The organism is Pseudomonas paraeruginosa PA7 (assembly GCF_000017205.1).
Lineage (GTDB): Bacteria > Pseudomonadota > Gammaproteobacteria > Pseudomonadales > Pseudomonadaceae > Pseudomonas > Pseudomonas paraeruginosa.
Genome location: NC_009656.1, coordinates 26,559 through 53,220, shown reverse-complemented (window position 1 = coordinate 53,220; position 26,662 = coordinate 26,559). Strand labels below are relative to the sequence as shown.

The 26,662-nt window shown below is 68.6% G+C and carries 17 protein-coding genes and 1 pseudogene; 7 read left to right on the top strand and 11 right to left on the bottom strand.

Annotated elements, in window-relative coordinates:
• Positions 1 to 6 precede the first annotated feature (6 nt).
• The 5 genes and pseudogenes from tpsA2 to PSPA7_RS00190 form a co-directional block, all read right to left on the bottom strand.
• Positions 7 to 10,502, bottom strand: a pseudogene (gene tpsA2 / locus PSPA7_RS32305) (two-partner secretion system putative hemagglutinin TpsA2).
• A 112-nt stretch (positions 10,503 to 10,614) separates the two neighbouring features.
• Complete coding sequence (locus PSPA7_RS00205; protein WP_011979067.1) at positions 10,615 to 12,303, bottom strand: ShlB/FhaC/HecB family hemolysin secretion/activation protein; 1,689 nt, start codon at positions 12,301 to 12,303, stop codon at positions 10,615 to 10,617.
• A gap of 292 nt (positions 12,304 to 12,595) precedes the next feature.
• Entirely contained in the window at positions 12,596 to 12,823 is a 228-nt protein-coding gene (locus PSPA7_RS00200; protein WP_011979066.1) for a DUF1161 domain-containing protein, read from the bottom strand.
• Positions 12,824 to 12,934: 111 nt separating this feature from the next.
• Positions 12,935 to 13,150 carry a dodecin gene (locus PSPA7_RS00195; RefSeq protein ID WP_003157334.1) on the bottom strand — a complete coding sequence of 72 codons (216 nt, stop codon included), beginning with the start codon at positions 13,148 to 13,150 and terminating at the stop codon, positions 12,935 to 12,937.
• A gap of 101 nt (positions 13,151 to 13,251) precedes the next feature.
• Positions 13,252 to 14,139 (bottom strand): LysR family transcriptional regulator, encoded by an 888-nt coding sequence (locus PSPA7_RS00190; protein WP_034080798.1) that lies wholly within the window; start codon positions 14,137 to 14,139, stop codon positions 13,252 to 13,254.
• Between the two features lie 103 nt (positions 14,140 to 14,242).
• Between PSPA7_RS00190 and trpB the strand changes: the two genes are divergently transcribed.
• The 4 genes from trpB to PSPA7_RS00170 all read left to right on the top strand — a co-directional run bounded on the left by trpB (position 14,243) and on the right by PSPA7_RS00170 (position 17,435).
• Complete coding sequence (trpB, locus tag PSPA7_RS00185) at positions 14,243 to 15,451, top strand: tryptophan synthase subunit beta (protein ID WP_011979064.1); 1,209 nt, start codon at positions 14,243 to 14,245, stop codon at positions 15,449 to 15,451.
• Positions 15,448 to 16,254: a tryptophan synthase subunit alpha gene (gene trpA, locus PSPA7_RS00180; RefSeq protein WP_003157285.1), complete on the top strand. Its 807-nt coding sequence runs from the start codon at positions 15,448 to 15,450 to the stop codon at positions 16,252 to 16,254. Before trpB ends, trpA begins: the two co-directional genes overlap by 4 nt.
• Positions 16,255 to 16,438: 184 nt before the next feature.
• Positions 16,439 to 17,062: a response regulator transcription factor gene (locus tag PSPA7_RS00175; RefSeq protein ID WP_003111192.1), complete on the top strand. Its 624-nt coding sequence runs from the start codon at positions 16,439 to 16,441 to the stop codon at positions 17,060 to 17,062.
• Positions 17,063 to 17,069: 7 nt separating this feature from the next.
• Positions 17,070 to 17,435 (top strand): Hpt domain-containing protein, encoded by a 366-nt coding sequence (locus tag PSPA7_RS00170; protein WP_011979063.1) that lies wholly within the window; start codon positions 17,070 to 17,072, stop codon positions 17,433 to 17,435.
• Here the strand turns inward: PSPA7_RS00170 and PSPA7_RS00165 are convergent.
• Together PSPA7_RS00165 and PSPA7_RS00160 are read right to left on the bottom strand one after the other, a co-directional pair.
• Positions 17,414 to 17,791 (bottom strand): DOPA 4,5-dioxygenase family protein, encoded by a 378-nt coding sequence (locus PSPA7_RS00165; RefSeq protein ID WP_011979062.1) that lies wholly within the window; start codon positions 17,789 to 17,791, stop codon positions 17,414 to 17,416. The two genes, PSPA7_RS00170 and PSPA7_RS00165, sit on opposite strands and share 22 nt — an antisense overlap.
• 10 nt (positions 17,792 to 17,801) lie before the next feature.
• Positions 17,802 to 18,749: a choline sulfate utilization transcriptional regulator gene (locus tag PSPA7_RS00160; protein WP_079262146.1), complete on the bottom strand. Its 948-nt coding sequence runs from the start codon at positions 18,747 to 18,749 to the stop codon at positions 17,802 to 17,804.
• Between the two features lie 80 nt (positions 18,750 to 18,829).
• On the opposite strand from PSPA7_RS00160, the gene betC reads away from it, so the two are divergent.
• The 3 genes from betC to PSPA7_RS00145 are packed head-to-tail and all read left to right on the top strand — an operon-like array spanning position 18,830 to position 22,840.
• Positions 18,830 to 20,341, top strand: a complete 1,512-nt coding sequence (betC, locus tag PSPA7_RS00155) for a choline-sulfatase (protein ID WP_003157288.1) — start codon at positions 18,830 to 18,832, stop codon at positions 20,339 to 20,341.
• Positions 20,342 to 20,358: 17 nt separating this feature from the next.
• Complete coding sequence (locus PSPA7_RS00150) at positions 20,359 to 21,282, top strand: choline ABC transporter substrate-binding protein (RefSeq protein WP_011979060.1); 924 nt, start codon at positions 20,359 to 20,361, stop codon at positions 21,280 to 21,282.
• A gap of 4 nt (positions 21,283 to 21,286) precedes the next feature.
• Entirely contained in the window at positions 21,287 to 22,840 is a 1,554-nt protein-coding gene (locus PSPA7_RS00145) for a SulP family inorganic anion transporter (RefSeq protein ID WP_011979059.1), read from the top strand.
• A gap of 3 nt (positions 22,841 to 22,843) precedes the next feature.
• Here PSPA7_RS00145 and PSPA7_RS00140 read toward each other — a convergent pair whose 3' ends face one another.
• The 4 genes from PSPA7_RS00140 to aroE all read right to left on the bottom strand — a co-directional run bounded on the left by PSPA7_RS00140 (position 22,844) and on the right by aroE (position 26,632).
• A complete protein-coding gene (locus PSPA7_RS00140; RefSeq protein ID WP_011979058.1) occupies positions 22,844 to 23,446 on the bottom strand; it encodes a hypothetical protein in 603 nt (200 codons plus the stop codon).
• On the bottom strand, positions 23,443 to 24,729 hold the full coding sequence (locus PSPA7_RS00135; RefSeq protein WP_011979057.1) for a peptidylprolyl isomerase: 1,287 nt from the start codon (positions 24,727 to 24,729) through the stop codon (positions 23,443 to 23,445). Before PSPA7_RS00135 ends, PSPA7_RS00140 begins: the two co-directional genes overlap by 4 nt.
• On the bottom strand, positions 24,710 to 25,696 hold the full coding sequence (locus PSPA7_RS00130) for a phospholipase C/P1 nuclease family protein (RefSeq protein WP_011979056.1): 987 nt from the start codon (positions 25,694 to 25,696) through the stop codon (positions 24,710 to 24,712). Before PSPA7_RS00130 ends, PSPA7_RS00135 begins: the two co-directional genes overlap by 20 nt.
• A 111-nt stretch (positions 25,697 to 25,807) precedes the next feature.
• On the bottom strand, positions 25,808 to 26,632 hold the full coding sequence (gene aroE, locus PSPA7_RS00125) for a shikimate dehydrogenase (protein WP_003156232.1): 825 nt from the start codon (positions 26,630 to 26,632) through the stop codon (positions 25,808 to 25,810).
• Positions 26,633 to 26,662 lie beyond the last annotated feature (30 nt).

Sequence of the window (26,662 nt, the reverse complement as noted above, 5' to 3'; positions counted from 1 at the left end):
ACACCCCTAAGGATTTTCAAAACGAATCTTTACAGCAATATTTTTCTTACTATTTCCACCTATCTTTAGTTCCGCAGAAGGTAGCCCCGTAGTTTTTGATCTTGAGTAGAACGTGTATGTTTTATCTCCTTTAGTAAGTACATTGACCGTACCGTCTTTACTTGGAGTATTCTTGAATCCCGCAGATACTAGATTCTTAATCGCATCCGATGCTGACTGATCTGTTTGGATATTCCTCGGGCTATTGCGGGTTGCTTTAGGCAACTCAGTAATCTTAGAACTACCCCCCCCAAGATCATCCACTACGCTTTTTACAGCAGGCTTCACCGGATGCGTATAAGGCATCCCCGCCTCAGCATCCGCCAACGCCCCAATGGTAGGCAGATTAGCCTTTCCTGGGGCCACCTCTCCTTTGGGCAACTCTCCCGCCTTCAGCGCATTCATGAGCGCCTTGGCCGATACCTTGCCAGCGGCACCGCCCATTGCCGGAACGCCGATTCCGAACGGATTGAACCCCGTCTGGTCCAGGTATGCACCGACTTCCTTCTGCCACTGTGGATTGCCGTTCCACCAGAGGTTGGCGGTCTGCTCCAGGTGCAACTGACCAGCCGTCGTCCAGTCGACGACGTTTCGGCCCATCAGGAAACCGTAGGCTATATCGCTGTCACTTCCTCCCGGATTAGCTGTTTCCTGCCGGGCCACCAGCTCGTTGAGAGCCCTAGACCCCGCATCGATCTCCGCACGAATCTCCGCGCAATTGCCCACAGCCACGCAGCCATTCAACCTCCGCCGGTTCTCGTCGCTACGCGCCTTGAACTCTTCCTCTACCTGACGGCAATTTCCCTGGGACTTGCATTTCTGCAAGGCATTATCCAGATCGGCCACATCCTGATGGTTCAGGAAGTTGTATTGCGTCGAGTTCTTCGCTACCCAAGCAGCGCTTTCCAGAGCCTTGCCTGTCGCATCAGGATCGCGTACCGCCGTAGCCAGAACACCAACCAATTGCGACCCCATAGTGACCATGGCTTCACGGTTCTCAGGGCTCAAGCTCTTGAAGGCCTGGTCTAGCTTGGCCACCAGCGCTTCATTGGCGCCAGCTGCCGCGGCGCCCGTGGCGAAATCGCCACCGCTGACCTGCGCCGCCAGGCCACCCATCAGGGCGTGCATGGTCACCATCGACGGATCGCCTGGCTTCAGGCTGTATTCCTGGCCGATATCGCCGACGAAGTTGAAACCTGCCGCCGCGAAACTGTTGTAGAGCGCGCTCTTCAGCGCCTCGTTCAGGCTCCCGCCCTGGCCCAAGGCCTGGCTCAATACAGTGGATGTAGCGTTCTGCATCGCCTGATTGGCAGCGAAGCGACCAACACCAGATAGGCTGCTGAGGTCTACCGTGACCTTTCCAGTAAGCGGATCAGTCTTGGTCTGAAGAATCCCGTCGAAGTACTCAGCCGTCAGCCCCCCGGTCAGGCTCGCAATAGCAATCTGCTTCAGACTGTCGCTACTGAAGCTGTCTTTCAGCACCTTCCCGAGGTCGCCCTTGTTGTTGATCAGGCTGACCGCTGCCGTGCCCGACAGGCTTCCTGCCGCACCAACTCCTGCGCCCATGGCGAAGCTACTGGCACCCACTCCTGCACCACTGAGCGCTCCCGCTGCCGCCATGCCACCGATGGCTGCCGCCGCGATGGCGACAGCGATCTGCGTCGCCGGCCCCATGCCCGAGTTGCTGTACTTCCAGCTATCGTGCACCTCCTGCACCATGCGCCAGTCCACATCCCCGCGCTGCTCGGCCTCCTTCAGCCACGCCAGTTGCGGATCCGCCTGCACCATCGCGTCGATGGTCTGGCTCACGGTCTTCTGGTCGATATGCTTGAGGTCGATCTTCAGCCCTTCCACGGCCTTGATCGCCAGATTCCCCTGGGCCACGATCTGGGTCTGGCGTACGGTTTCGTCGGTCTGGCCCTTGCCCTTCGACGACTGCCACGCCAGGTCGCCCTTGCTCTTCTCGTGGCTTTCCTGGTGCAGGTCCTTCACTGCCTCGAAGGTCACCGCGCCGCCGCTGACGATAGCCAGGTCGTTGCCCGATTCCAGCTTCGCGCCCTGGTAGGTCTGGTCGCCGCCGCTGAGCAGGGTGAGGTCGCCGCCGCTGCTGATCTGGCTGCCCACCGCCTTGACGTCGGTGACTTCATCGCGTTGGGTTTCCTTGCGGCCGAAGTCGCCTTTCTTCTTCTTGTCGTACAGGTAGTAGTTGCTGTCGTTGGCGGCCAGCAGCTCCAGCTTGTCGCCGGCCACCAGGTAGGCTTCGTCGCCGGCGCTGGTCTGGCTCGCGACCAGCCGCAGGTCCTGTCCGGCATTGATCGCCAGGTCGCCGCCGGCATCCACGCGGGTGCCTTGCTGGGCGACCTTGTCTTCCTGGTAGGTGACCTTCCTGGTCTTGCTGTAGGCATGCTCCTCGTTCGCCGCCGCCGCCAGGGTCACGTCGCGCCCGGCGGAGAGGGCGATGTCGCGGCGCGCTTCGAGGGTGCTGGCCACCGCCGTCAGGTCGCGGCCGGCGCTGACGTTCAGGTCCCGCCCGGCGCTGACTTCGGCGCCGAGCTGGGTCACGCTCTGTAGCCGCGACGTGCTCCAGCGGGTCTGGCCCTGGCGGTCCTCGACGGCGGCGACGGTGACGTCGCGTCCGGCGTCGAGGCTGAGGTCGCCGCGGCTCTGCAGCACCCCGCCGAGGTTGGCGATATCGCGTCCGGCCTGGACGTTCAGGCTGTTCGCCGCCTCCACCCGCGCGGCGCTGTCGGCGAAGCTGCGTTCCCAGGTGCGGCCGTCGAGCGCGCTGTCGTAGCGGGTCACGCTGCGTTCGTTGATCACGTCGCCGGTCAGCGCGGTGAGGCTCACGTCGCGCCCGGCGATGACCCCGCCCTGGCGGTTGCGGATCGAGTCGCCGGCGAGCAGGTCAAGGCGTTTGCCGGACTCGATCAGGCCGCTGTTGTCGAGGTTGTCGGCTGTCGCGCTGAGGTCGTTCTGTGCGCGCAGGGTGCCGACGTTATGCAGGTCGCCGCCGCTCACCAGCTTCACGTCGCGGCCCTGGATCAGCGCACCGTTGGGTGCCAGCCGACCCTCGGCCTGGGCCAGGTAGACCACCGGCGCGAGGACCTTCTCGCCGTTCACCTCGACCTCTTCCAGCCACACGATATCGTGCGTCAGCGCCGCCATCTGCTCTGCGCTCAGGCCCACACCCAGTTGCAGGTGCAGTTGGTCCTTGTAAGCGATGGCGTTGTCCATCAGGTAGCGGAACAACGCCTCGTCGCTGCTCAGCCCGTCGATGTAGCGCTGGCCGGTGCGCGCCACCACCGCGTCGCGGATCAGCCGCTGCTCGTAGAGACCGTCGCCGAGACGCTTCTTGCTAGCGTCCGGGTTCATGCCCAGGCCGCTGAGCAGGTAGTCCGAGTTGAGGAACTGCTTCAGCTCGGTGAGCGCCGGGTTGGTCTCGATCAGGTACTTGTGGCTGGCGCTCGGCGTGGCGTTGCCGGGCACGCCCTGGACCCGGGCGACGCCCGGCAGGCTGCCGCCGAGCGCGCTGCCGCCCTGGCCCTGGACGTTGGCCGCGCCAGCCAGGCCGTCGACCCGCACGCCCTGGCCCTGCCAGGTACCGGCGGCGTTGCCGGCGCCCTGCTGGCCGACCGAGACGCCGCTGCCGCCCTGGGTGCGGTCGGCGCCGGCACCGAGCGCGGCGCTGGCGTTGCCGTCCTCGGCGAAGTGCGAGCTGAGGCGGAACAGGCCATTGTCGCCCTGCGGCAGGCTGAAACCGGGCAGGGTGACCGGGTTGACCTGGCGCCGCGCCAGGTCGGGCGGCAGTTGCGAGGTCAGCGGCACGACCACCGAAACCCCGCTGCCGCCCACCGCGCTGTCGCCGACCTGGCGACCGCTGCCGACGAAGGTGTAGCCGGGACGGATGACGCTGTTGTTGATGCGCTTGCCGGCATTCACCGTGACGTTGCCGGCGGCCTGGATCACCGCCGCGTAGGACTGGTCGCCGGTGCTGATCGGGGTCGGTCCCTTGCTCGGGAATTCGTACTCGAAGGACCAGTCGCTGAGGATCGCGTTGAGCGCGGCGGGGATCTCGCCGGCGCGCGCCGGGTCGAAGTTGGCGCTCTGGTACCAGTAGAGGTCGGTGAAGTTGCGCGACTTCTGGTCGATGCCGCCGATATCGCCGCCACGGGCGGTGCGCAGCACGCGGATGGTTTCCAGCTCGCCGGTTTCCAGGCCCTGGTTGTCGAGGACTTCGAGGTTGGCGGTGAGGTTGCCGCCGGCGCCGATCAGGCTGGAGACGTTGCTCAGGGTGCCGCCGTCGATGGCGAAGTCGCCGCCGGCCAGCAGCTGGCCCATGGCGCTGCTGGCGGTGACCTCGGTCTTGTCGCGTTGGGTGACGGTCCAGATGGCATTGCGCTTGCCGCTGCAGTCGCCGGCGTTGACCCCTTCGATGCAGGCGGTCTGCTCCATCTTCGCGGTGTACAGGCCCGACTTGCTTTCCAGCACGGCGCGACGGTTCTCGATCAGGCTGGCGCGCAGGCTGAAGTCCTTGTCGCTCTCGATCACCCCGGAGAGGTTGCGCAGGCTGTCGGCGCGCCCGCCGGCATCGTCGCGGGCGATATCCAGCCTGCCGAGGCTGTACACATCTCCATAGAGGTTGGTGATGTCGCGGGCGCGCAGGGTCATGTCGGCGCCGCTGAACAGCAGCCCGCGCTCGTTGAGCAGGGCGGGCGCGTTCAATCGCAGGTTGCCGCCGCCGCCCAGGGTGCCGTAGTTGTTCAGGCTCGCGGCGCTGGCGACGAGGTCGCCGGCGGCGGTGATCCGCCCACGGTTGACCAGCAGGTTGCCGGCGCCGAGCGTGACATTGGCGCCGCCGGCGAGGCTGGCGGCGGTGCCGAGGTCGAGGCTGGCGGCGTTCAGGGCGAAGTCGCCGAGGCTGGTGGCGCGGCCGTTGCCACGGTAGCCGCCGCTCAGGTCGAGGCGCAAGCTGCCGTCGCTGGCCAGCAGGCCGTCGTTGCTCCAGTCGCCGCCGCGGCCGGTGAAGGACTGCACCGCCAGCAGCTTGCCCTCGGCGGTCTGGCGGAAGGTACCGATGTCCAGGTTCAGGCGTCCGGCCTGCAGCACGCTGCTGTTGGTCCATTCGCTGGCGCGGATGTCCAGCAGGCCATTGGTGGTCAGCTCGCCGCCGGCGCGGATCACCTGCCCGGAATCCAGGCCGAAGGTGCCGTTGCCGGTGTGGAGGATGCGCCCGTCGGCGTTGGCCAGGCTGCCCAGTTGCAGGTCGAGGTCCTGGTTGGCGCTTTCCAGCGCGCCGTAGGCGTTGTTCAGCTCGCCAGCGACCAGCCGCGTGCTGCCGCTGCGGCCCAGGGCGCGCAGGCTGCCGTCACTGTTGTCGATCGAGGCGGCGCGCAGGAGCAGGTCGCCTTCGCTTTCCAGCTGGCCGAAGCGGTTGGCCAGCGCGCCGGCCAGGCTGAAGTCGACGCGCCCGGCGCCGACCTTGCCGCCCTGGCCCGCCGCCGCGCCCTGGTTGAGGAAGCGCTGGCCGCTGACACTGAGCAGGCCGCTGGCGTAGAGGCCGCCGCCCTGGTTGTCGAAGTCGGCGGTGACGATGCGGTTGTCGCCGGCCAGCGCCGAGAGATGGCCCTTCTGGTTGCGCACGCCTTGCTGGGCCTGGATCTCCAGCGACTGCGCCTGGGTGATGCCGGCGCTGTTGTCGAACAGCCCGGTGACCAGCTTCAGCCAGCCCTTGGCGCTGTCGAGCACGCCGCCGGCGCCGTTGTCGAGGCTGGCGCTCTGCAGGTCGAGGTTGCCGGCCCGGCTGTCCAGACGGCCGCCCCGGTTGTCCAGTGCGGCGTCGAGGCGCAGGCGGTTGTCGCCCTGGGCCTGGAGCGTGCCCTGGCGGTTGTCCAGGCTGCCGGCCTGCACGTCGAGGGCGCCGGCCTGGCTGAAGACCAGGCCGTCCTGCTGGTTGCGCAGGGCGCCCTGGCCCAGGCGCAGGGTCATGTCGGCCTGGCTGGCGAGGGTGCCGGAGGCGCTGTTGTCCAGGCCCTGGGCGAAGAGTTCCAGCAGCCCCTGGCTGACCAGCTTGCCGCCGCGGTTGTCGACGCTGGCGCTGCGCAGCAGCAGGTCGCCGCCGCTGGCCAGGCGCGCGCCGCCGGTATTGACCAGGGCGCCGCCGAGGAGCGCCTCGAGCCGGCCCTGGCTGATCAGCTGGCCGCCGCTGTTGTCCAGGCTGGCACCCGTGAGCAGCAGGCTGCCGCCGTTGACCTGGCCGCCGGCGTTGTTCAGCACCGCGCTGGCGCGGTCGAAGGTCAGCGCGCGCTGCGCCGAGATCAGCCCGCCCTGGCCGTTGTCCAGCTTCCCGGCGATGCTCAGGGTCACGTCGCTTTCGCCGGAGACGATGCCGCCGGCGTTGGCCAGGCGGGCGGCGGCGATCCGCTGCGCCCCCTTGCTGACCAGGGCACCCTGGCCGTGGTTGTCCAGCGCGCCGGCGAGGCTGACCGCCAGCTCGCCGTTCTTGCTCGACAGGGTGCCGCCGGCGCTGTTGTACAGGCTGCCGCCCTCGACCGCCAGGCCTTCCCAGCCGGAGAACAGGCCGTCACCGGCATTGCCCAGCTGGTCGGCGACCAGGCGCAGCTTCCCGGCGCTGATGATGCGGCCCTTCTGGCCGTTGTCGATGCGACTGGCCAGCAGCTCGAAGCCCTGCTGGCTGGAAATCTCGCCGCCCTGGCGGTTGTCGAGGACGTTCAGCCGCTCGATGCTCAGCGGGCCGCGGGCGCTGATCAGGCCGCCCTGGTTGTCCAGGTCGCCGCCCTGCAGGTCGAGACGGACGCCGCGCTCGCCGATCAGCCGGCCCTGGCGTTGCAGCAGGCGCTCGACGGTCAGGCGCAGGTCGCCCCTGGCGGAGATTTCGCCGCCGTCGGCGGAATCGACGCGCCCTGCCGTCAGTTCCAGTTCGCCGTCGCTGGTGAGCAGGCCGCCGCGGTTGTCCAGGTTGCCGGCGCCCAGCGTCAGCGACTGCTTGCCACTGAGGGCGCCGCCACGGTTGTCGAGGTCGGCGCTGCTGACATCGAGGGCGCCCTGGCTGACCAGCTGGCCACCCTGGGCGTTGTTCAGCGCGCCAGTGGCGACGCTCAGGCCGGCGTTGCCGGAGAGCAGGCCCTTGCCGCTGTTGTCCAGCGAGGCGCTGGCGAGCGTCAGGCGGGCGCCGGAAACGGTGCCTTCGGCGTGGTTGTCCAGCGCGCCGGCGACGCGCAGGTCGATGCCGGCGCGGCTGGCCAGGGTGCCCTTGGCGCTGTTATCCAAACTGCCGGCTTCAATGTCCAGCCCGGTGGCGCCGGAGATCACCCCGGCCAGGCTGTTGTCCAGGGCCTGGGCGATGCGCAGGACCAGGCTGTCGGCGCTGAGCAGGCGCCCGCCGCGGTTATCCAGGCTGGCGGCGGCGAGGGTGAAGGCGCGGTCGCTGGAGATTTCCCCGCCGGCGCCGTTGTCCACCGCGCCGAGCTGGCGCAGCAGCAGCGCGCCGGGCGTGGCGATCAGGCCGCCGTCGCGGTTGACCAGCGCGCCGCCATTGAGGTCGAGGGTGATGCCGGTTTCGCTGACCAGTGCGCCACCTGCGCGCTGGTCGAGGCCTTTCAGGTTGGCGTCGAGCAGGCCCTTGGCGCTGATCCGGCCCTGCTGGCCGTTGTCCAGCCGGGCGGCCGCCAGGGTGATGCCGGCGTTGCTGCCGATGGTGCCCTTCTGGCTGTTGTCCAGCGCACCGGTGCGGATATCCACCGCGCCCTTGGCGCTGATCACCCCGGCGCGGCTGTTGTCGAGGCTGGCTCCGTCCAGCGCCACGCCGGCGTCGCTGAGCAGCTTGCCGCCCTGGTTGTTCAGCGCGCCCCGGCTGCTCAGCGTGAGCGGGCCGGCGCTGGAGAAGGTGCCGCCACGGTTGTCGAGGCTGGCGGATCGCGCCGTCAGCGCGCCTTCGCTGACCAGCGCGCCGCCCTGGTTGTCCAGCGCGCCGTCCAGGCTCACGCCCAGGCCTTTCTGGCTGTCGAGCCGCCCGCCGTCGCCGTTGAACAGTTCGCCGCCGTCCAGGCTCAGGCCGTCGCGCCCGGCCAGCACCCCCTTGGCCTGGTTCAGCAGGCGCTGCACGGTGAGGCGCAGGCCGCCGTCGCCGATGACCTTGCCGGCGCGGTTGTCCAGTTGCTCGCGGACGTTCACGGCGACCTTCGCGGTGCTGGAAATCTCGCCGGCGCGGTTGTCGACCTGCCGCGCCTCGATAGCGATGCCGCCGTTCGCGGCGATCAGCCCGGACTGGCTGTTGTCGAGCGTGTCGGCCGCGACCTTCAGGGTCTTTTCGCTGACCAGTTCGCCACCTTGCTGGGCCAGGCTGCCGAGCGTCGCCTGCAGGTCGCCCTTGGCGGCGATACGCCCTCCGGCGTTGCCGACGGCGTTCGCCGTGAGATCCAGGCGGCCATCGCTGAGCAGCTTGCCGCCCTGGTCGTTGCGCAGGCTGGCGACCTCCACGCGCACCCCGCCCTTGCCGCTGGCGATGCCGCCATCGCCGTTGTCGAAGGCGCCTCCCGTGGCTTCCAGGCCGGCGTCGGCCACCAGCATGCCACCACGGTTGTCCAGGCTGGCGCCGTGGACGTTCAGCTCGCTGCGGCTCGACAGCAGGCCGCCGGCTCGGTTGTCCAACTGCCCCACCGTCACGCGCTGCGCGCCCTGGCTGAGCAGGTTGCCCTGGTCGCGGTTGTCCAGCAGGCCGGCGACGCTGGCGACCAGCCCGCCCTGGCTGGCCAGCGTACCCTTGCCGCTGTTGTCCAGGCTGCCGGCCTGCAGGTCGAGGCGGTTGGCCGCCGAGAACAGGCCGAGGCGGTTGTCGATGGCGCCGCTGGCGACCACCAGCAGGTCGTCGCCGAGCAGCTTGCCGCCACGGTTGTCCAGGCTGCCGAGGCGCACCTCGGCGCGCTTGCCGGAAATTTCGCCATCCGCCCGGTTGTCCAGCGCCTGGGCGCTGACGCGGGTCGCTGCTGGCTGCCGAGCAGGCCTTCCTGGCTGTTGTCGAGCGTCCCCGCGCCGACTTCCAGGTCGTTCAGGCCGATCACCTGGCCGCCGCGGTTGTCGAGCTTGCCGGCCGCCGCGACCACGGTGCGGTCGCGACTGTGCAACAGCCCGCCCCGGCGGTTGTCCAGGTTCGCCGCCGCGACCCGCAGTTCGCCCTCGGCGAGCAACTTGCCGCCACGGTTGTCCAGGTCTCCGGCGGCCACCCGGGTGGTCGCGCCTTTCAAGCTGCCGCCCTGGTTGTCCAGCGCCTGGCTGGCCCTGGCCTCCAGCGTGCGGCTGGCTACCAGGCTGCCGGCGTTGCGCAGGGTGCGGCTGTCCAGGCCGAGGTCGCCGCGGGCGTTGCGCCGGTTGTCCGGATCGACGCCGGCCTCGATCACCCCGGCATTGTCGATATGCGCCGCCTCCAGCGCGATGCGCTCGCGCGCCGCCAGGCTCTGCCGGTTGACCAGCTCCTCCGCGCCGCGGATCTCGGCGCTACCGCCGGCGTAGGTCTTGCCGTTCAGCTCCACGGCCTGGGCCGCGATCTTCAGGTCGCCCTGGCTGGAGGCCTGGGCCAGGCTCAGCCTGCCGCTGGCGTCAATGCGGATGTCGCCGCCGCTGGCGGCCATGTCGCCGGCCAGCTTCACCCCCACGCCCTGCTCGGTGCCGACCAGGCGGATCGCCCCGGCGTACATCCCGCCCAGCGCCGAGCTGTCGATCGCCAGTCGCGGCTTTTCGCTGCCGTCGGCGGCGCGCGGAGTGGCCTGCAGGCTGTCGGCCTGGACGTCGTTGCGGCCGGTGACGATGTTCAGGTTCTTCGCGTAGAGCTTGGCGTTGAGCGTGGCGCTGCGGGTGATCAGGTCGAACTGTTCGAGGTTGCTGACGTTCAGTTCGGCGCCTTCGATGGCGATGTCGCCGCCGTCCACCTGGAAGCGCTCCAGGCGCTGGCCGTCCATGATCGGCTTGCCGGTGGTGAGGGTGGCGCGCGGCGTGTTGATGAAGCCGCAGCCCTGGCAGGTGATGCCGTGCGGGTTGGCGACGATGACCCGCGCCGACTGCCCGGCCACCTCGGTGTAGCCGGCCAGGGTGCTGCGGTTGCCGCCGGTGACCTGGTTGAGGATCACCTGCGCCGCCTGGCCCTGCAGGTTCGGGTTGCCGAGGATGATCCCGCCGAGCTGGGTGCCCTGGGTCTTGCCGGTGGCGTTGTTGAGGATCAGCCCGTTGGCGCCGACGTTGTAGTCGCGGAAATGGTTGTTCGACAGCCCGGCGCCATTGGGCGTGGCGATGTTGACGATGGGCACGCCGTTGCCCGCCTGGCCGAGGCTGGTATTGCCGCCGGCCGCCGCGTCCACCGCCAACTGCGCCGCCGCCGCGACGATCGGGTCGAGGAACAGGATGCCGGCCAGGGTCAGGGCGATGCACTGGTTCAGGGGGCTGCGGATGTCCATATCGTCACTCCTTGGCGGGTAGGGGCCCGGCGAGGTTAAGCAAGGTTGTCCAGGGAAAGGGCCTCGATGAACGAAGGCGCTTTCCTAAAGCGTTCAGGAGGTCGCCGCGTCTTCAGAAGAACGCGTCGACCCGGAAATAGATCGGGTGCTCGCGCCGCTCGATGACGCTCGGCCGCTCCAGCGAGCGGGCGAAGCCGACGCTGGCGGCGAAATAGCGGCCGCGGGCATCCAGTTCGATGGCGTTGCCACTCATGCGCCCGCTGGCGCCGTCGTTGTAGCGGTCGTGGCGGATCACGCCGACGTCGTAGGCGAAGGCCACGCCGTATTCCTGCAGCCAGGGCCGCAGCGGCGCCCACTGCACCGCGCGCCGCCAGCGCAACTGGTTGCGCCAGTAGCCACCGCTGTCGCCGGTCAGGGTCTGGTCCTTGAAGCCGCGCACCGAGCTGTTGCCGCCGAGGCTGATGCGCTGCGGGCTGAACAGCACGTCCTCGCTCCTCTGCCCGGTGGCCAGGCTGTCGAAGCTGAAGCGCTCGCCCCACAGCTGGAACGGCTGCAGGTAGCTGAGGGTCAGGCTGTACTTGTCGTAGCGCGCATGCGCATCGCCGCCCCGCGGCTGGCCGCGACCCTGCGCGCCAAGGGCGCCGATGCCCTGCTGCCAGCCGAGGTCGAGGTTGACGAAGCCGCTGCCGATCCGCCGGCCATGGTTGAAGCCGAGCTGGGTCTCGGTGATCCGTGTGCTCTGGTCTTCCAGGCGGGTGTCTTCGATATAGTTGTTGGTGCGCTGGTGGCTGAGCCCCAGGCTCATGGCGGTCTTGCTCACGCCGTCGCGGTGCAGCACGCGTTCGGCGCGGAACTGGTGGCTGCGGCTGTCGCCGTCGAGCTTGAAGGGGAAGCCGCTGGTCTCGTTGCGCGTGCGGTAGTCGCTCTGGCTGTAGCCGTAGGTGAAGGTCCACCACCCCCAGGGCAGGCTGTAGAACAGGCTCTGGCTGTCGGAATGGCGCCAGCGGTCGCTCACCGCGTCCTGGTTGGCGCGCAGGCTGAGCTGGTCGGCCAGGCCCAGCGGGCTGTCCCAGTCCAGGCCGAGGCCCATCTGCTGCTCGCCGGTGCTCACGTCGCCGTCGTTGTTGCGCGTGGCGGAGACGCGCCAGGGCTTGTCGCGCTCGCCCTTGAGACGCACCCGGCTGCCGCCGACCTGGCTGCCGGGCACCAGCTCCAGCTGCGCCTGGCGCGAGGGCAGGCGGCCCAGCTGGTCGACCAGTTGCTCCAACTCACGCAGGTCGAGCAGTTCGCCGGTCTTGCCGGGAAAACTCATCGCCAGCTCGCGCGGGCTGGCCAGCGCGGAGCTGTCGAGACCTTCCAGGCGGCCTTCGACGACGATCACCCGCAGCGTCCCGGAGGCCAGGTCCTGCTGCGGCAGGTAGGCACGGGTGGTGACGTAGCCTCGATCCAGGTAATGGTCGGTGACGGCCTTGAGCAACGCGTTGAGCTGGCCCACGCCCAGGCATTTGCCCTGGTAGGGGGCCAGCAATTCGTCGCGGGCGCCCTGCGCCAGGTGCTCGGCGCCTTCGAGCTCGATGCGACGGATGTCGAAACAACGGCCGTCGCCAGCGGATCCGCCTGGCGTCGAGGGCGCTTCGTTACCTGGCAGTTGCTGGAGTTCCTCCAGGCGCTTGCGCTGCTCGTCCAGCAGGCGCTGCTGGCGCTCGCGGATCAGGTCGCGGTCGCCGGGAGAGGTGAAGGGGGCGGCGCTGGCCATGAGCGGCAGGCACAGGAGGACAAGGGCCAGGCGAGGGATAGCCACGATTTCGTTCCTTGAAATGCAGAGGACGTAGTATCGGCCCGGTGGCGGGGGCGGATATGTAGGAATGCTCCGAAAACCGTCGTCCATGAGCCGGGCGTAGCGAGGTAGCGGCAACGGGCCACCTCTGGAGCGAAAAACCTAACATAGACTTTTGGATTAATCCGTTAGACAGAGCGCTTTCTCGACGAACTGCAGCGTTCCCCAACCTAGGCGGGGTCTTTTCGCGGACAAGAAAAGGGGCCGGCTCCCATGGGAAAGCCGGCCCCGGATACTGCTCGTCGCAACCCCGCAATCAACCGCGCTGGTAGACGATCTCCTTGGTGCCGCCGTCGCAGGAACCAACCACTTTCTTGTCGGTGACGCTGCCCTTGTCGACGATTTCCAGGGTATAGGCAGGAACGCCATTGGCCTTGATCTTCGCATCGATCTCGGCTTTGAGTTCCTCACAGGGCTTGGCGGCGAATGCGCTGCCCGCCACGGCAAACAGGCCGACTGCCAACATCAACTTCTTCATGAACACATTCCCTCGTTGCATGGGTGAAGACCCGAACGGGTCAGGCTTGCCACATGAGGCAAGGTTGAGACGAGCGCGCCGGCCATGGAGGCACGCCGCCCTCAGAGTGCCACGCCATCAGCTGTCGGCGATACGGAAGCCGACCTTCAGGGTCACCTGGTAATGGCCGACGGCGCCGTTCTCGATATGCCCGCGGGTATCCACCACCTCGAACCATTCCAGGTGCTGGATGCTCTTCGCCGCCTCGGCGAGGGCATTGTTGATGGCGTCCTCGATGCTGGTCCTGGACGACCCGACCAGCTCGATCTTCTTGTAGGTGTGATGATTGGACATGACTGTCTCCCTGGACGATGCCTGGATTTCTTCGCGCCCGAACGGCGCCCCTGTCCAATGGACACTAGCCGAGTGGGAAAAGTGCAGCAAATCGCCAGCGCTCAGTCCGCCAGGCACTCGCGCAGCCATTGCGCCAGACGCTCGGCGCGCGGATCGTGCAATCGCGCCGGCACCCACAGGGCCAGGCGCGCGTCGGTCTCGATGAAGCCCCAGGGCGCCACCAGCCGGCCCGCGGCGAGGTCGTCGCGCACCAGCGCCTCCGGGGCGATGGCCACGCCGAGCCCGGCCACCGCGGCTTCCAGCAGGTAATAGAGATGCTCGAAGCCCTGGCCATAGCGCAGCGCCTCGGGCGCCAGCCCCTGGCTCACGGCCCAGGCCGGCCAGGCCTGCGGCCGCGACGCGGTATGCAGCAGCGGCTCTTCCAGCAATCGTGCGGCGGGCGCCTCGGCAAGCCCGGTTTCGCGCGCCAGGCGCGGGCTGAGTACCGGCCCCATGCGTTCCGGGGCGAGTTCGAACACCTGCATGTCCGCCGGCCAGGGCGGCGCGGCGAACCAGAGCAGGGCGTCCAGGCCGGGCCGTTGCGGATCTAGCTCGCCCTCGCTGGTGGATAGTTGCAGGCGCAGGTCGGGGAGGGCGCGGTTGAGCCGGTCCAGGCGCGGGATGAACCAGCGCGCCAGCAGGCTGCCGGGCACGCCGAGGACGAACGGCGCCTCGGCGGTCTGCCGGCGCAGTTCGGCGCAGACGCCGCGCAGGCGCTCGAAGGCGTCGCCACAGGCATCGCGCAGGCGAAGCCCGGCATCGGTGAGTTTTATGCCACGTCCTTCCTTGCCGAACAGGGGCACGCCGAGCGCCTCCTCGAGCAATCGCACCTGCCGGCTCACGGCCCCATGAGTGACGTGCAGCTCCTCGGCGGCCAGGCTGATGCTGTGCAGCCTGGCGGCGGCCTCGAAGGCACGCAGGGCATTCAGGGAGGGCAGTTCGCGACTCATGGCCATGCGTGAGTTTTCCTGACAGGTTGGAGCAATCTTATCGGTTTCTTTTACGTCGCGGGGAGATTAGATTCTGCCCATACGTCATTTCCTGGAGCCCTCCATGACAGCCTATCGCAACGGCCCCGACGCCAAGGGCCTGTTCGGCCGCTTCGGCGGCCAGTACGTCGCCGAGACCCTGATGCCGCTGATCCTCGACCTGGCCCGCGAATACGAGAAGGCCAAGGACGACCCGGCGTTCCAGGAGGAACTGGCCTACTTCCAGCGCGACTATGTCGGCCGGCCGAGCCCGCTGTACTTCGCCGAGCGCCTGACCGAGCACTGCGGCGGGGCGAAGATCTACCTCAAGCGCGAGGAGCTGAACCACACCGGCGCGCACAAGATCAACAACTGCATCGGCCAGATCCTCCTGGCCCGGCGCATGGGCAAGAAGCGCATCATCGCCGAGACCGGCGCCGGCATGCACGGCGTGGCCACCGCCACGGTGGCCGCGCGCTTCGGCCTGCAGTGCGTGATCTACATGGGTACCACCGACATCGACCGGCAGCAGGCCAACGTGTTCCGCATGAAGCTGCTGGGCGCCGAGGTGATCCCGGTGACCGCCGGCACCGGCACCCTGAAGGACGCCATGAACGAAGCGCTGCGCGACTGGGTGACCAATGTCGACAGCACTTTCTACCTGATCGGCACGGTCGCCGGCCCGCATCCGTACCCGGCGATGGTCCGCGACTTCCAGGCGGTGATCGGCAAGGAGACCCGCGAACAGCTGGCCGAGAAGGAAGGGCGCCTACCCGACTCGCTAGTCGCCTGCATCGGCGGCGGCTCCAACGCCATGGGCCTGTTCCATCCGTTCCTCGACGACGCCGGTGTGCGGATCGTCGGCGTGGAGGCCGCCGGCCACGGCATCGATACCGGCAAGCACGCGGCCAGCCTGAACGGCGGCGTGCCCGGCGTGCTGCACGGCAACCGCACCTTCCTGCTGCAGGACGCGGACGGCCAGATCATCGACGCGCACTCCATCTCCGCCGGCCTCGACTACCCCGGCATCGGCCCCGAACACGCCTGGCTGCACGACGTCGGTCGGGTCGAATACACCTCGATCACCGACGACGAGGCGCTGGACGCCTTCCACACCTGCTGCCGCCTCGAAGGCATCATCCCGGCGCTGGAGAGTTCCCACGCCCTGGCCGAGGCGTTCAAGCGCGCCCCCGGCCTGCCCGGGGACCACATCATGGTGGTGAACCTGTCCGGTCGCGGCGACAAGGACATGCAGACCGTCATGCACCACATGCAACAGGAGCACAAAGCATGAGCCGCCTGCAGACCCGCTTCGCCCAGCTCAAGCAAGACAACCGCGCCGCCCTGGTGACCTTCGTCACCGCCGGCGACCCGGACTACGACGCCTCCCTGGAAATCCTCAAGGGCCTGCCGGCGGCCGGCGCCGACGTGATCGAGCTGGGCATGCCGTTCACCGACCCGATGGCCGACGGCCCGGCCATCCAGCTGGCCAACATCCGCGCCCTGCAGGGTGGCCAGACCCTGGCGAAGACGCTGCGCATGGTCCGCGAATTCCGCGCCGGCGACAGCGATACCCCGCTGGTGCTGATGGGCTACTTCAACCCGATCCACCACTACGGCGTCGAGCGCTTCGTCACCGAGGCGAAGGAGGCGGGCGTGGACGGCCTGATCGTGGTCGACCTGCCACCGGAGCACAACGAGGACCTCTGCCACCCGGCCCAGGCCGCGGGCATCGACTTCATCCGCCTGACCACCCCGACCACCGGCGACGAGCGCCTGCCGACGGTGCTCGAAGGCAGCTCCGGGTTCGTCTACTACGTATCGGTGGCCGGCGTCACCGGCGCCAACGCGGCGACCCTGGAACACGTCGAGGAGGCGGTGGCGCGGCTGCGCCGGCATACCGACCTGCCGATCGGCATCGGCTTCGGCATCCGCAGCGCCGAACATGCCGCGGCGGTCGCCCGGCTGGCCGACGGCGTGGTGGTCGGCTCGGCGCTGATCGAGCGGATCGCCAAGGCCGGCGATACCGCCCGGGCGGTCAAGGATGTCCTCGCCCTCTGCGGCGAACTGGCGGAAGGCGTGCGCAACGCGCGTTGACCCGCCGCCGCCGGCATCGGCCAGGCGCAGACAGGGTTCGTCGCGCCTGGCCTTTCGGCGGACACCGCCAGAAAGGTGAGGAAACTTTCCTTCAATTTTCAGAAATGTCTTATTGTCCGACGACTCTGTCGAAGCCTTGAATAGCGCCTTTACCCCATAGCCAACGCATTCAAAGAAGGTTCGCATGAGTAAGGTGCTGATCGTCGATGATCATCCCGCTATCCGCCTGGCCGTGCGCTTGCTGTTCGAGCGCGACGGTTTCACCATCGTCGGCGAAGCCGACAACGGTGCCGAGGCCCTGCAGGTAGCCCGCAAGAAATCCCCCGACCTGGCCATCCTCGATATCGGCATCCCGAAGATCGATGGCCTCGAGGTGATCGCCCGCCTGAAGTCGCTGAAGCTGGACACCAAGGTGCTGGTCCTGACCCGCCAGAATCCGGCCCAGTTCGCCCCGCGCTGCCTGCAGGCCGGCGCCATGGGCTTCGTCAGCAAGCGGGAGAATCTATCCGAACTGCTGCTCGCCGCCAAGGCCGTTCTCGCCGGTTACATCCATTTCCCCACCGGGGCGTTGCGCAGCATCAACCAGCAGAGCCGGGACAACGAGGCGCGCATGCTGGAAAGCCTCTCCGACCGCGAAATGACCGTGCTGCAGTACCTGGCCAACGGCAATACCAACAAGGCCATCGCCCAGCAGCTGTTCCTCAGCGAGAAGACCGTGAGCACCTACAAGTCACGCATCATGCTGAAACTCAACGCCCATTCCCTGGCCGGCCTGATCGACTTCGCCCGCCGCCACGAGCTGATCTGAGGTCCCCATGCGAACGTTCGACCTGACCGCCGCGCTGGGCGACCGCGCCAACCAACCGGAGATCAGCCGCCTGCTCGTCGCGCAGCTGATGACCAGCAACAGCGAAGACACCCGCAAGCTGCGCCGCGCCCAGGAGCGCGAGCAGATCCAGGAACTCAACGAGCTGGCCCACCGCCTGGCCGGCATGGCTTCGCTGATCCATGCCCACGCGGTGGAGCGCGCCTGCCACCACCTGGAGATCGCCTGCGGCGAAACCTCGGTGAGCAACCTGGCCGACGCCGTCGACGAGCTGGTGACCGCCCTCGGCGACCTGCAATGCGAGCTGCACGACTGGATGACGCTGACCGAGCCTCAGGGCGCGCGGAAGTCGTAGCTCTCCGCGCCTTCGTCGAGGATCGACAGGTCCAGCGGGCGAATGGCGCCCATCCACATGGCGCGGTCGCGGTGATCGACCAGGTCGTTGCCGGTGACCGGGTGGACGAACACCACAAGGTCCTGGCGATGGATGGCCAGCCAGGGGATCAGCTCGCCGAACAGCTCGGGAGTGAACGCCAGCTGGCAGCTCCAGTCCGGATGCGGCCCCACCGGCCGCTGGTGGACCCGTCCCATCTTCAGCGGAAATCGCCGCGCCGCTTCCTCGCAGAGCGCACGGGCGCGCTCGATGCTCTGCGCATCGAAGTACACGTGAGCGTGGAAGCCCTGGATCCGCGGGGTGGAAAACTCGTTCATGCCGACCTCCTCAAGCTCCGCCGGCCTGCAGCTCCGCCCGCAGCCAGCCGACGAAGGCGTCGACCAGCCGCTGGCGCCGCTTGCGCTCCGGCAACAGTGCATAGTACCCGTATCGGGACAGGCAGCTCTCGCTGATCGGCCGGCAGAGCAGGCCCTGTTCCAGCAGGTCGTCCACCAGGTGACGCCAGCCGATGGCCACGCCCTGGCCGGCGATGGCGGCCTGGATCAGCAAGGTGTAGTTGTCGAAGCTGAGCACCGCCGGAATCGGCTGCCGGTCGATCGCCAGCGCCTCGAACAGGGCCGGCCAGTCGAACCAGCGGCTGTGCTGCGCCGGTTTCAGGTGCAGCATCGGCAGCCGCGCCAGGTGTTCCTTGGCCAGCGGCAGCGGCAATCCTTCGAGCAGTCGCGGGCTGCACACCGGGAACACTTCCTCGCGGAACAGCCGGTGCGTTTCGCCATGCTTCGAGCGTCCGTCGCCGAACAGGATCGCCACGTCGATATCTCCGCGCGGGCCGGCCAGGCCGCGCTCGCTGGTGACCAGGCTGACGTCCAGGTGCGGATGGGCCAGGTGGAAGCGCGGCAGGCGCGGCATCAGCCAATAGGCGGCGAAGGCGTAGTCGGTGGCCACCTGCAGCACCTCGTGGCGCTGCCGCGCGCCCAGCGCGGCGATGCCGGCCTCGACCGACTCCAGCGCGGGCGCCACGTGGCGCAGCAGGAGCAGGCCGGCATCGGTGAGCAGAATGCCCCGGTGCACGCGCTGGAACAGTTCGGTCTGCAGCTCCTGTTCCAGCCGCTTGATCTGCTGGCTCACCGCCGGCTGGGTGCTGCCCAGCTCCTCGGCGGCCGCGGTGAAGCTGAGCTGGCGGGCGGCGGACTCGAACACCCGGAGCAGGTCGAGCGACAGCGGCATGTGGCGGATCTCCCATAAGCCTGGCTTATCCAACGCATCCCGGCCCATGCGGTTTACCTGGATTTTCGACGCGTCGATGATCGGTCCAGCACTATCGCATAACCTGATCGCATGGGATAAGCCGCTCGATGAAGACCCCGCCGAACATACTGTTCATCATGGCCGACCAGATGGCCGCGCCGCTGCTGCCGTTTCACGATCCCCGCTCGGTGCTACGCATGCCCAACCTGTCGCGCCTCGCCGAACGGGCGGTGGTATTCGATTCGGCCTACTGCAACAGTCCGCTCTGCGCGCCCTCGCGCTTCACCCTGGTCAGCGGCCGGTTGCCCAGCCGCATCGGCGCCTGGGACAACGCCGCCGACTTCGCCGCCGATACCCCGACCTACGCCCACTACCTGCGTCGCCTCGGTTATCGCACGGCGCTGTCGGGCAAGATGCACTTCTGCGGCCCCGACCAGCTGCATGGCTACGAGGAGCGCCTGACCAGCGATATCTATCCGGCCGACTACGGCTGGGCGGTGAACTGGGACGAGCCGGAGGTGCGCCCGAGCTGGTACCACAACATGTCCTCGGTCCTGCAGGCCGGTCCCTGCGTGCGCACCAACCAGCTGGACTTCGACGAGGAGGCGGTGTTCAAGGCCCGCCAGTACCTCTACGACCATGTTCGCCAGCACGCCGGCCAGCCATTCTGCCTGACCGTGTCGATGACCCACCCGCACGATCCCTACTGCATCCCGGCGAGCTACTGGAACCTCTACCGCGACGAGGACATCCCGCTGCCGCGCCAGAGCTTCGCCCAGGAAGAGCAGGACCCTCATTCGCAACGCCTGCTGAAGGTCATCGACCTGTGGGACAAGCCGTTGCCCGAGGAGCGCATCCGCGCCGCCCGGCGCGCCTACTTCGGCGCCTGCAGCTACGTCGACGCGCAGGTCGGCGCGCTGCTGGCGACGCTGGAGGAATGCGGGCTGGCCGACGACACCATCCTGGTGTTCTCCGGCGACCATGGCGACATGCTCGGCGAGCGCGGCCTCTGGTACAAGATGCACTGGTTCGAGATGGCCGCGCGCGTGCCGCTGCTGGTCCACGCGCCAGGTCGCTTCGCGGCGCGCCGGATCGGCGCCTCGGTATCCACCGTCGACCTGCTGCCGACCCTGGTGGAACTGGCCGGCGGCCAGGTCGACGCGCGCCTGCCGCTGGACGGACGCTCGCTGCTGCCGCACCTGCGTGACGGCAGCGGGCATGACGAGGTGATCGGCGAATACACCGCCGAGGGCACCCTCGGCCCGCTGATGATGATCCGTCGCGGCGACTACAAGTTCATCTATTCAGAGCAGGACCCCTGCCTGCTCTACGACCTGCGCAACGACCCCCAGGAGCGCGAGAACCTCGCCGCCAGCCCGGCCCATCGCGGAGCATTCGAGGCGTTCCTCGATGAGGCACGGCGGCGCTGGGACATCCCCGCGCTCACCCGCGCCGTGCTCGACAGCCAGCGCCGCCGGCGCCTGGTAGCCGAGGCGCTGACGCGCGGCCGGTTGACCAGCTGGGACCATCAGCCGTGGGTCGACGCCAGCCAGCAATACATGCGCAACCATATCGACCTCGACGACCTCGAGCGCCGCGCGCGCTTCCCGCAACCCTGAGCACGAGGACACCTCACATGAACCGGCTCCCCACTCGCCTGCTGGCCGCCACGCTGCTCCTGGGCAGTACCCCGCTGCATGCCGAAGACGCCGCCTGCGCCCACGTCAGGCTCGCCGATCCGGGCTGGAGCGATATCGCGGTGACCAATGCCAGCGCCGCCTTCCTCCTGGAAAGCCTGGGCTACCGGGTGAAGATCGAGACCCTGTCGGTGCCGATCATCTACGGCGGCCTGCGCGATGGCCAGGTGGACGCCTTCCTCGGCGGCTGGATGCCGGCGCACCAGGACTACCATGAGCGGTTCGTCGCCAGCGGCCAGGTCGAGCGCCTGGGGCGCAACCTCGACGGCACTCGCTTCACCCTGGCGGTGCCACGCTACGTCTGGGATGCCGGTATCCATCGCTTCGAGGACCTCGCCAGGCAAGCGCAACGCTTCGATCGCAAACTCTACGGGATCGGCTCCGGCGCGCCGGCCAACCAGTCGATCCAGAAGATGATCGACGCCAACCGGTTCGGCCTCGGCGACTGGAAGCTGGTGGCCTCCAGCGAGCAGGCGATGCTCGCCGAGCTGGCTCGCGCCGAGAAGCGCCAGCGCTGGCTGGTGTTCCTCGGCTGGACCCCGCATCCGATGAACCTTCGCCATGAGCTGCGCTATCTCGACGGTGGCGAGCAGTACTTCGGCGAGCGCGGGCAGGTCTACACCCTGGCCCGCAAGGGCTACGCCGCGCAATGCCCGAACCCGGCGCGGCTGCTGGCCAACCTGCGCTTCGCGCTGGACATGGAGAACCAGATGATGAGCGACGCGCTGCAAGGCTCGGCGACACCGGCCACGGCCGCCCGCGCCTGGCTCAAGGCGCATCCGCAAGTGCTCGACGCCTGGCTGCGAGGGGTCACCGCGCGCGACGGCGGCGACGCCCTGGCGGCGGTGCGCGACCGGTTGTAGCGGCATGCGCTCGCGCCTGCTGCCGTTCCTCGCCTGGCTGCCGGGCCTGCGTCGCGGCGACCTCGGCCGGGAAGCCTGGGTCGGCCTGAATGGCGCGGTCCTGGCGCTGCCGCAATCGATGGCCTATGCGCTGATCGCCGGCCTGCCGGCGGCGTATGGCCTGTATGCGGCGATGCTGCCGGTGGCGATCGCCTGCCTGTGGGGCTCGTCGCGCTACCTGGTGAGCGGCCCCACCGCGGCGATCTCGGTGCTGCTGTTCAGTTCGGTGGCGCCGCTGGCGCCAGTGGGCAGCGCCGAGTACATCCAGGCGGTGCTGCTGCTGACCTTTCTCGCCGGTGCCTTCCAGTGCCTGCTCGGTCTCCTGCGCATCGGCTCGCTGGTCAATTTCGTCTCGCACTCGGTGATGCTCGGCTTCACCCTTGGCGCGGCGCTGCTGATCGTCCTCGGCCAGTTGCCTTATCTGTTCGGCCTGCCCGCGAACGGCGAGGGCGCAGTGCCAGGAAACGGCTGGCGGCTGCTGCGACGCGTCGCCGAAATCGACGGCCCGTCGCTGCTGGTCGGCGGTTTCAGCTTCGCGCTCAGCCTGCTGGTCAGGCGCCTGCGGCCACGCTGGCCAGCCTTGCCGCTTGGCTTGCTGGGCGGTGCCACGCTGGTCTGGGCGCTGCCCGCAACCTTCGCCTCGGTAGCCCATGTGCAGGCTCTCTCCAGCGCACTGCCGGCCTGGAGTCCGCCGGTCTTCGAAGCGCGAGCGATCCTCGACCTGCTGCCCGCGGCGGTGGCCTGCGGCATGCTCGGGCTGGTCACCAGCCTGTCGATCGCCCGCGCCCTGGCCGCGCGCCAGGGAGACGCGTTCGATGCCAACCAGGAGGTTCGCGCCCAGGGCCTGTCGAACCTGTTCGGGCCCTGGCTGTCGGCGAGCCTGTCGGCGGGATCCTTCACCCGCTCCGGGCTCAATCTGGAAGCCGGTGCGCGCTCCCCGCTGGCGGGTGTGTTTTCGGCGCTCTGGGTGGCCTTGCTGGCCGTGCTCGGTGCGCGCCTGATCGAGCATCTACCGTTGCCGGCGATGGCGGCGGGCATCCTGCTGATCGCCTGGGGCCTGGTCGACCGCCCGGCGCTCCGCGCGCTCTACCGCAGCGGCCGCGGCGAATGCCTGGTGGCCGGGCTCACCAGCCTGGCCACGCTGCTATTGCCGCTGCAGAACGCCATCTACGCGGGAGTGCTGGCGTCGCTGTTCTTCTATCTCCGGCGTACCTCGACACCGCGCGTACTGCGCCAGCGCAACGACGAGGAGGAGGTGCTGCGCATCGAAGGCTCGATCTTCTTCGGCGCCTGCGACTACCTGCAACGCCTCATGCGCCAGAGCGACAAGCCACGGCTGGTGCTGGACGCGCGCCAGGTGAATTTCATCGACTTCGCCGGCGCCGTGCTGCTCCAGCAGGAAGCCCGCCGCCTGCACGCCGAGGGACGCCGCCTGGTGTTGCGCCACGCCCGCCCGCAGGTGCGCGAAGCGCTGGGCCGGCAGGCCGACGAAGACTCCCGCCTGCATTACGAAGGCTGAAGTTCAGGGCACGGCCGGCGCCGGCGGCGCGCTGTCGCCGGGCAGCAGCTGCGGCGATTCGCGCTGCAGCTTGTCGCGCATCATCTCCAGTTGCCCGAGGGCGGCACGAGCCTCGTCGATGTCCTCGGCGCTACGCTCGCCACCCTGTTCGGCCGCCTCGATGCGCGCGCGGATTTCCGGGATCTGCTGCACGCCGCTGGTATAGGCCTGCACCAGTTCGCGGGTCTGGCGTTCCTCGAAGGCCTGGTACCGCTTCGGATCGGCCAGCGCCTCCGCCGACGCGCCTTGGCGCGGTTGCAGGCCGCCGAGCGGCGGGCTGCGCGGGTCGCCCTCGTCGCGCAGCATTTGCATGAACAGGATCGCCTGCTCGCGGTCCAGTCCCGGCGCCGACGGCTGCCCGACGACGTGCCGGACCGCCGCTGGCGTCCGTGCCCGCTCAACCGGCGGCGGGTCCTCGACGGCGGCGGCCGCCATGGCCGTCCCGGCTGTCGGGGGAGCGGACGGGGAAGCGACCGTTTCGGCGGATGGCATCCACAACACCCCGGCGCAGGCCAGGGCCATCGCCAGCCCGCTGCAGCCCAGGGCCACGCCGAGCCAGCGCTTCACAGCCCTTCCACCCGGGCGCCGGCCAGCAGGCCACGCAGTTGCGTCTCGAACTGCGCGGCCAGTCGTTCGCGGGCCACCGCCTGGTTCACCTCGAAGCGCACGCTGCGGTCGCTCAGCGGCAGCTGGCGATCCTCGCGGCTGCGCACCCGGACGATCTCGAACGCACCGTCGATGCGCATCGGCTGGGAAAGCGTGTCGGCCTTCTGGATCAGCGCGGTCTTGCGCAGCAGGTCGAGCTGGCCGTCCTGTGGGCGGATCAGGCCGAGATCGCCGGGCGGATCGCGGTCCCTGTCGTCAGCCAGGGAATGGCGGCGCACCGCCTCGTCGAAGGCCAGGCCTTTCTGCAATTCGGCATAGACCCGGTCCGCGCTCGCCTGGTCGGCCAGACGGATATGCACCGCCTGGACCTGCGCGACGTTGCGGTAGCGTTCCAGATTGCGCCGGTAATAGGCCTCGGCGTCCTGGTCGCTGACCTTGGCGGCGAGCTGGCGCAACACATCGGACTCATGGTGGAAATCGCTGTAGAGGCCGATCTGGTGCAGGTAGCGCTGGCGCACCAGCCGATCCCGCACCAGGGTCTTCAGGCCGCGTTGCTCGGCGGGGCCGAAGCCGTCCCGGGCCAGGCGGTACCAGAGATAGTCGCGGCGGAGGCGGGTCTGCACCTGGCGCGCCAGATAGGCGAGGTTGCCCTGCTGCAGCTCCACCTGGCCCTGGACGTTGTCGCCCTCGTATAGCGACAGCAGGTCGAGGGTCCGCGCCGGCTGGCCGGGGAACTGCCAGCCGATCAGCTCGACCCCGGCCGCCTCGCGGCGCTGGGCCTCGCCCAGCACCAGGCTGTTTTCCACCAGGCCACGCGAAGCCGGCGCCAGCACCTGGCGCAGGCGTTCCGCGCTCAGCGGTTGCGGCTGCCGCAGGAACGGCCCGAGATCCTCGCGGTAACGCTTGCCGTACAGCTGTTCGAGCAGGTTGCCGGCCTCGATCTCGACACTGGCGTCGAGGTCGGCGCGGTTCTGCGCAGTGAGCTGGCCCTCGACCTCGCGCGCCAGCAGACGGTTCTCCACCAACCCGCGGCGCAACTGCCGCGGGTCGGTGTTGAACTTGACCCGCGACAGGGCCCGCTCCAGCAGGTCGATGCTTTTCCCGGGCAGCACCTCGCCGTCGATTGTCAGGTCCCGCGGCACTTCGCCGGGAACAGCCTGGGCGGCGCATGCCAGCAGGGCGAGCGCGACGCCGCAGATCGCGCGACGCCAGCCAGGGCGGCGATCAGAGAGCGGTTTGCGCATTGAAGCTGTTGGCTCCCTTGGTCAGCACGGTGACGGTCAGCGCGATGGACTCGGGTATCAGTTCCTTCGCCACCCGCAGACGCGTCTCGTAGCTGGTGTCGTAGAGCGGTTCGGGATGCGCGTAGGCGACCTGGCCGGTCTGGGTGAGCAGGTCACGGATACTCTTGCTCGGATCGTAGCGCCCCACCAGGTTGGCCACCGCCGCCGGGTCGTTGAGCTTCTCGCTGGCGTAGTGATCGTCGACCCAGCCTTCCCAGCTGGAATGGCCGTTGGCCGAGGTGATCCATACGTGGTGCGGCTGGGCCACGTCGCCGGTAGCGTGCAGGGCGTAGCCGATGGTCTGCAGCGAGGGCGCGGCGCGGAACTGGTCGAACCAGTAGCTGGCGAGGTTGTCGATCGGCTGGAAGGCGGCGGTCTGGAAGTCGCCGTAGTGCTCCTGCCAGTCGGAGCGGGTGCCCTGGCGGTAATGCGCCTCGGTGGTGTCGAAGTCCTCGCGCTTCAGCTCGCGGTTGTAGAGGTAGACCATGGCGTACCAGTCGACGTCGGCGATGCCGCCGTCGACCTTGTGGTAGCGGTAGTCGTAGCCGCCGTGGGGGTTGCCGTGGGAGTCGCCGTCGCGGGCCAGGTTGAGGAAGTGCCAGTACGAGGTGTAGTTGACGATGCCCGAAGCCGCGCCCCACAGCGGCGCGTGTTCGTAGCCGACCCACCAGCCACCGAGGCGGGTGTCCTTGAAGTCGTCCACGTCGAACGCCGCCTGGCCGAGGATCTCCCCGGCCTGCGCCTCGCCGCCGGCGGCGCTCACATAGAACTGGTAGGCCTGGCGCATCTCCTCGGTGGCGTAGGAGGAGTTCATGAAAGCCAGGGCGTCCTTGACGATGTTCTTGTGGGTCGGTTGCGACCAGGCGTTGGCCTGGCCGGCGATGGCGCAGATGCAGAGACCGGCAGCCAGGCGGGTGAGGGTTTTCATCGGCAGCGCTCGGAGAGTGAGAGAAGCCTGAAGTGTTAACCGGGTTTCGTGATTCCTACATGTCAGAAGAGCGCTGTTTTGAGACTCAAGTCTCAAATAGCCACTGGCCACTCAGCCAGTTGCCAATTGCCGTCGCAGCGTCTCCAGCACCGGCGCCGAGGCCGGCCGCACGCCGCGCCAGAGGAAGAACGCCTCGGCGGCCTGCTCGACCAGCATGCCCAGGCCGTCCAGGGTTCGCGCCGCCCCGCGCTCGGCGGCCCAGCGGTTGAAGGCGGTCGCCTCCTTGGCGTACATCATGTCGTAGCAGACGGTACGGCCGCGCTCGATCACGCTTTCCGCCAGCGGCGGCACGTCGCCGGCGAGACTGGCCGAGGTGCCGTTGACGATCAGGTCGAAGGGGCCCTCGACGTCGGCGAAACCGCAGCCGCGCACCGCGCCGAGGTCGGCGAATTCGCCGGCCAGGGCCACGGCCTTCTCCGCCGTGCGGTTGGCCACCAGCAACTGCGCCGGCCGCTCGCCGAGGAACGGCGCGAGCACGCCGCGTACCGCGCCACCGGCGCCGAGCAGGAGCACGCGCCGGTCACGCAGCTGGACCCCGGCGTTGACCGTGAGGTCGCGCAGCAGGCCGGCACCGTCGGTGTTGTCGCCGCGCAGGCGGCCGCCGTCCAGGCGGACCAGGGTGTTCACCGCGCCGGCGCGGGTGGCCCGCTCGCTCAGTTCGTCCACCAGCCGATAGGCTTCCTCCTTGAACGGCACGGTGACGTTGGCGCCCTTGCCCTGCTCGAAGAAGCGCCGGGCAAACCCGGCGAAGTCGTCCAGCGGCGCCAGTTGCGCCTCGTAGGCCAGCGCCTGGCCGGTCTGCTCGGCGAACAGGCGGTGGATCAGCGGCGACTTGCTGTGGCCGATGGGGTTGCCGAAGACACAATAGCGGTCCATGGGTCGGTCCTTTGCCGGAAGAGGAGCGGG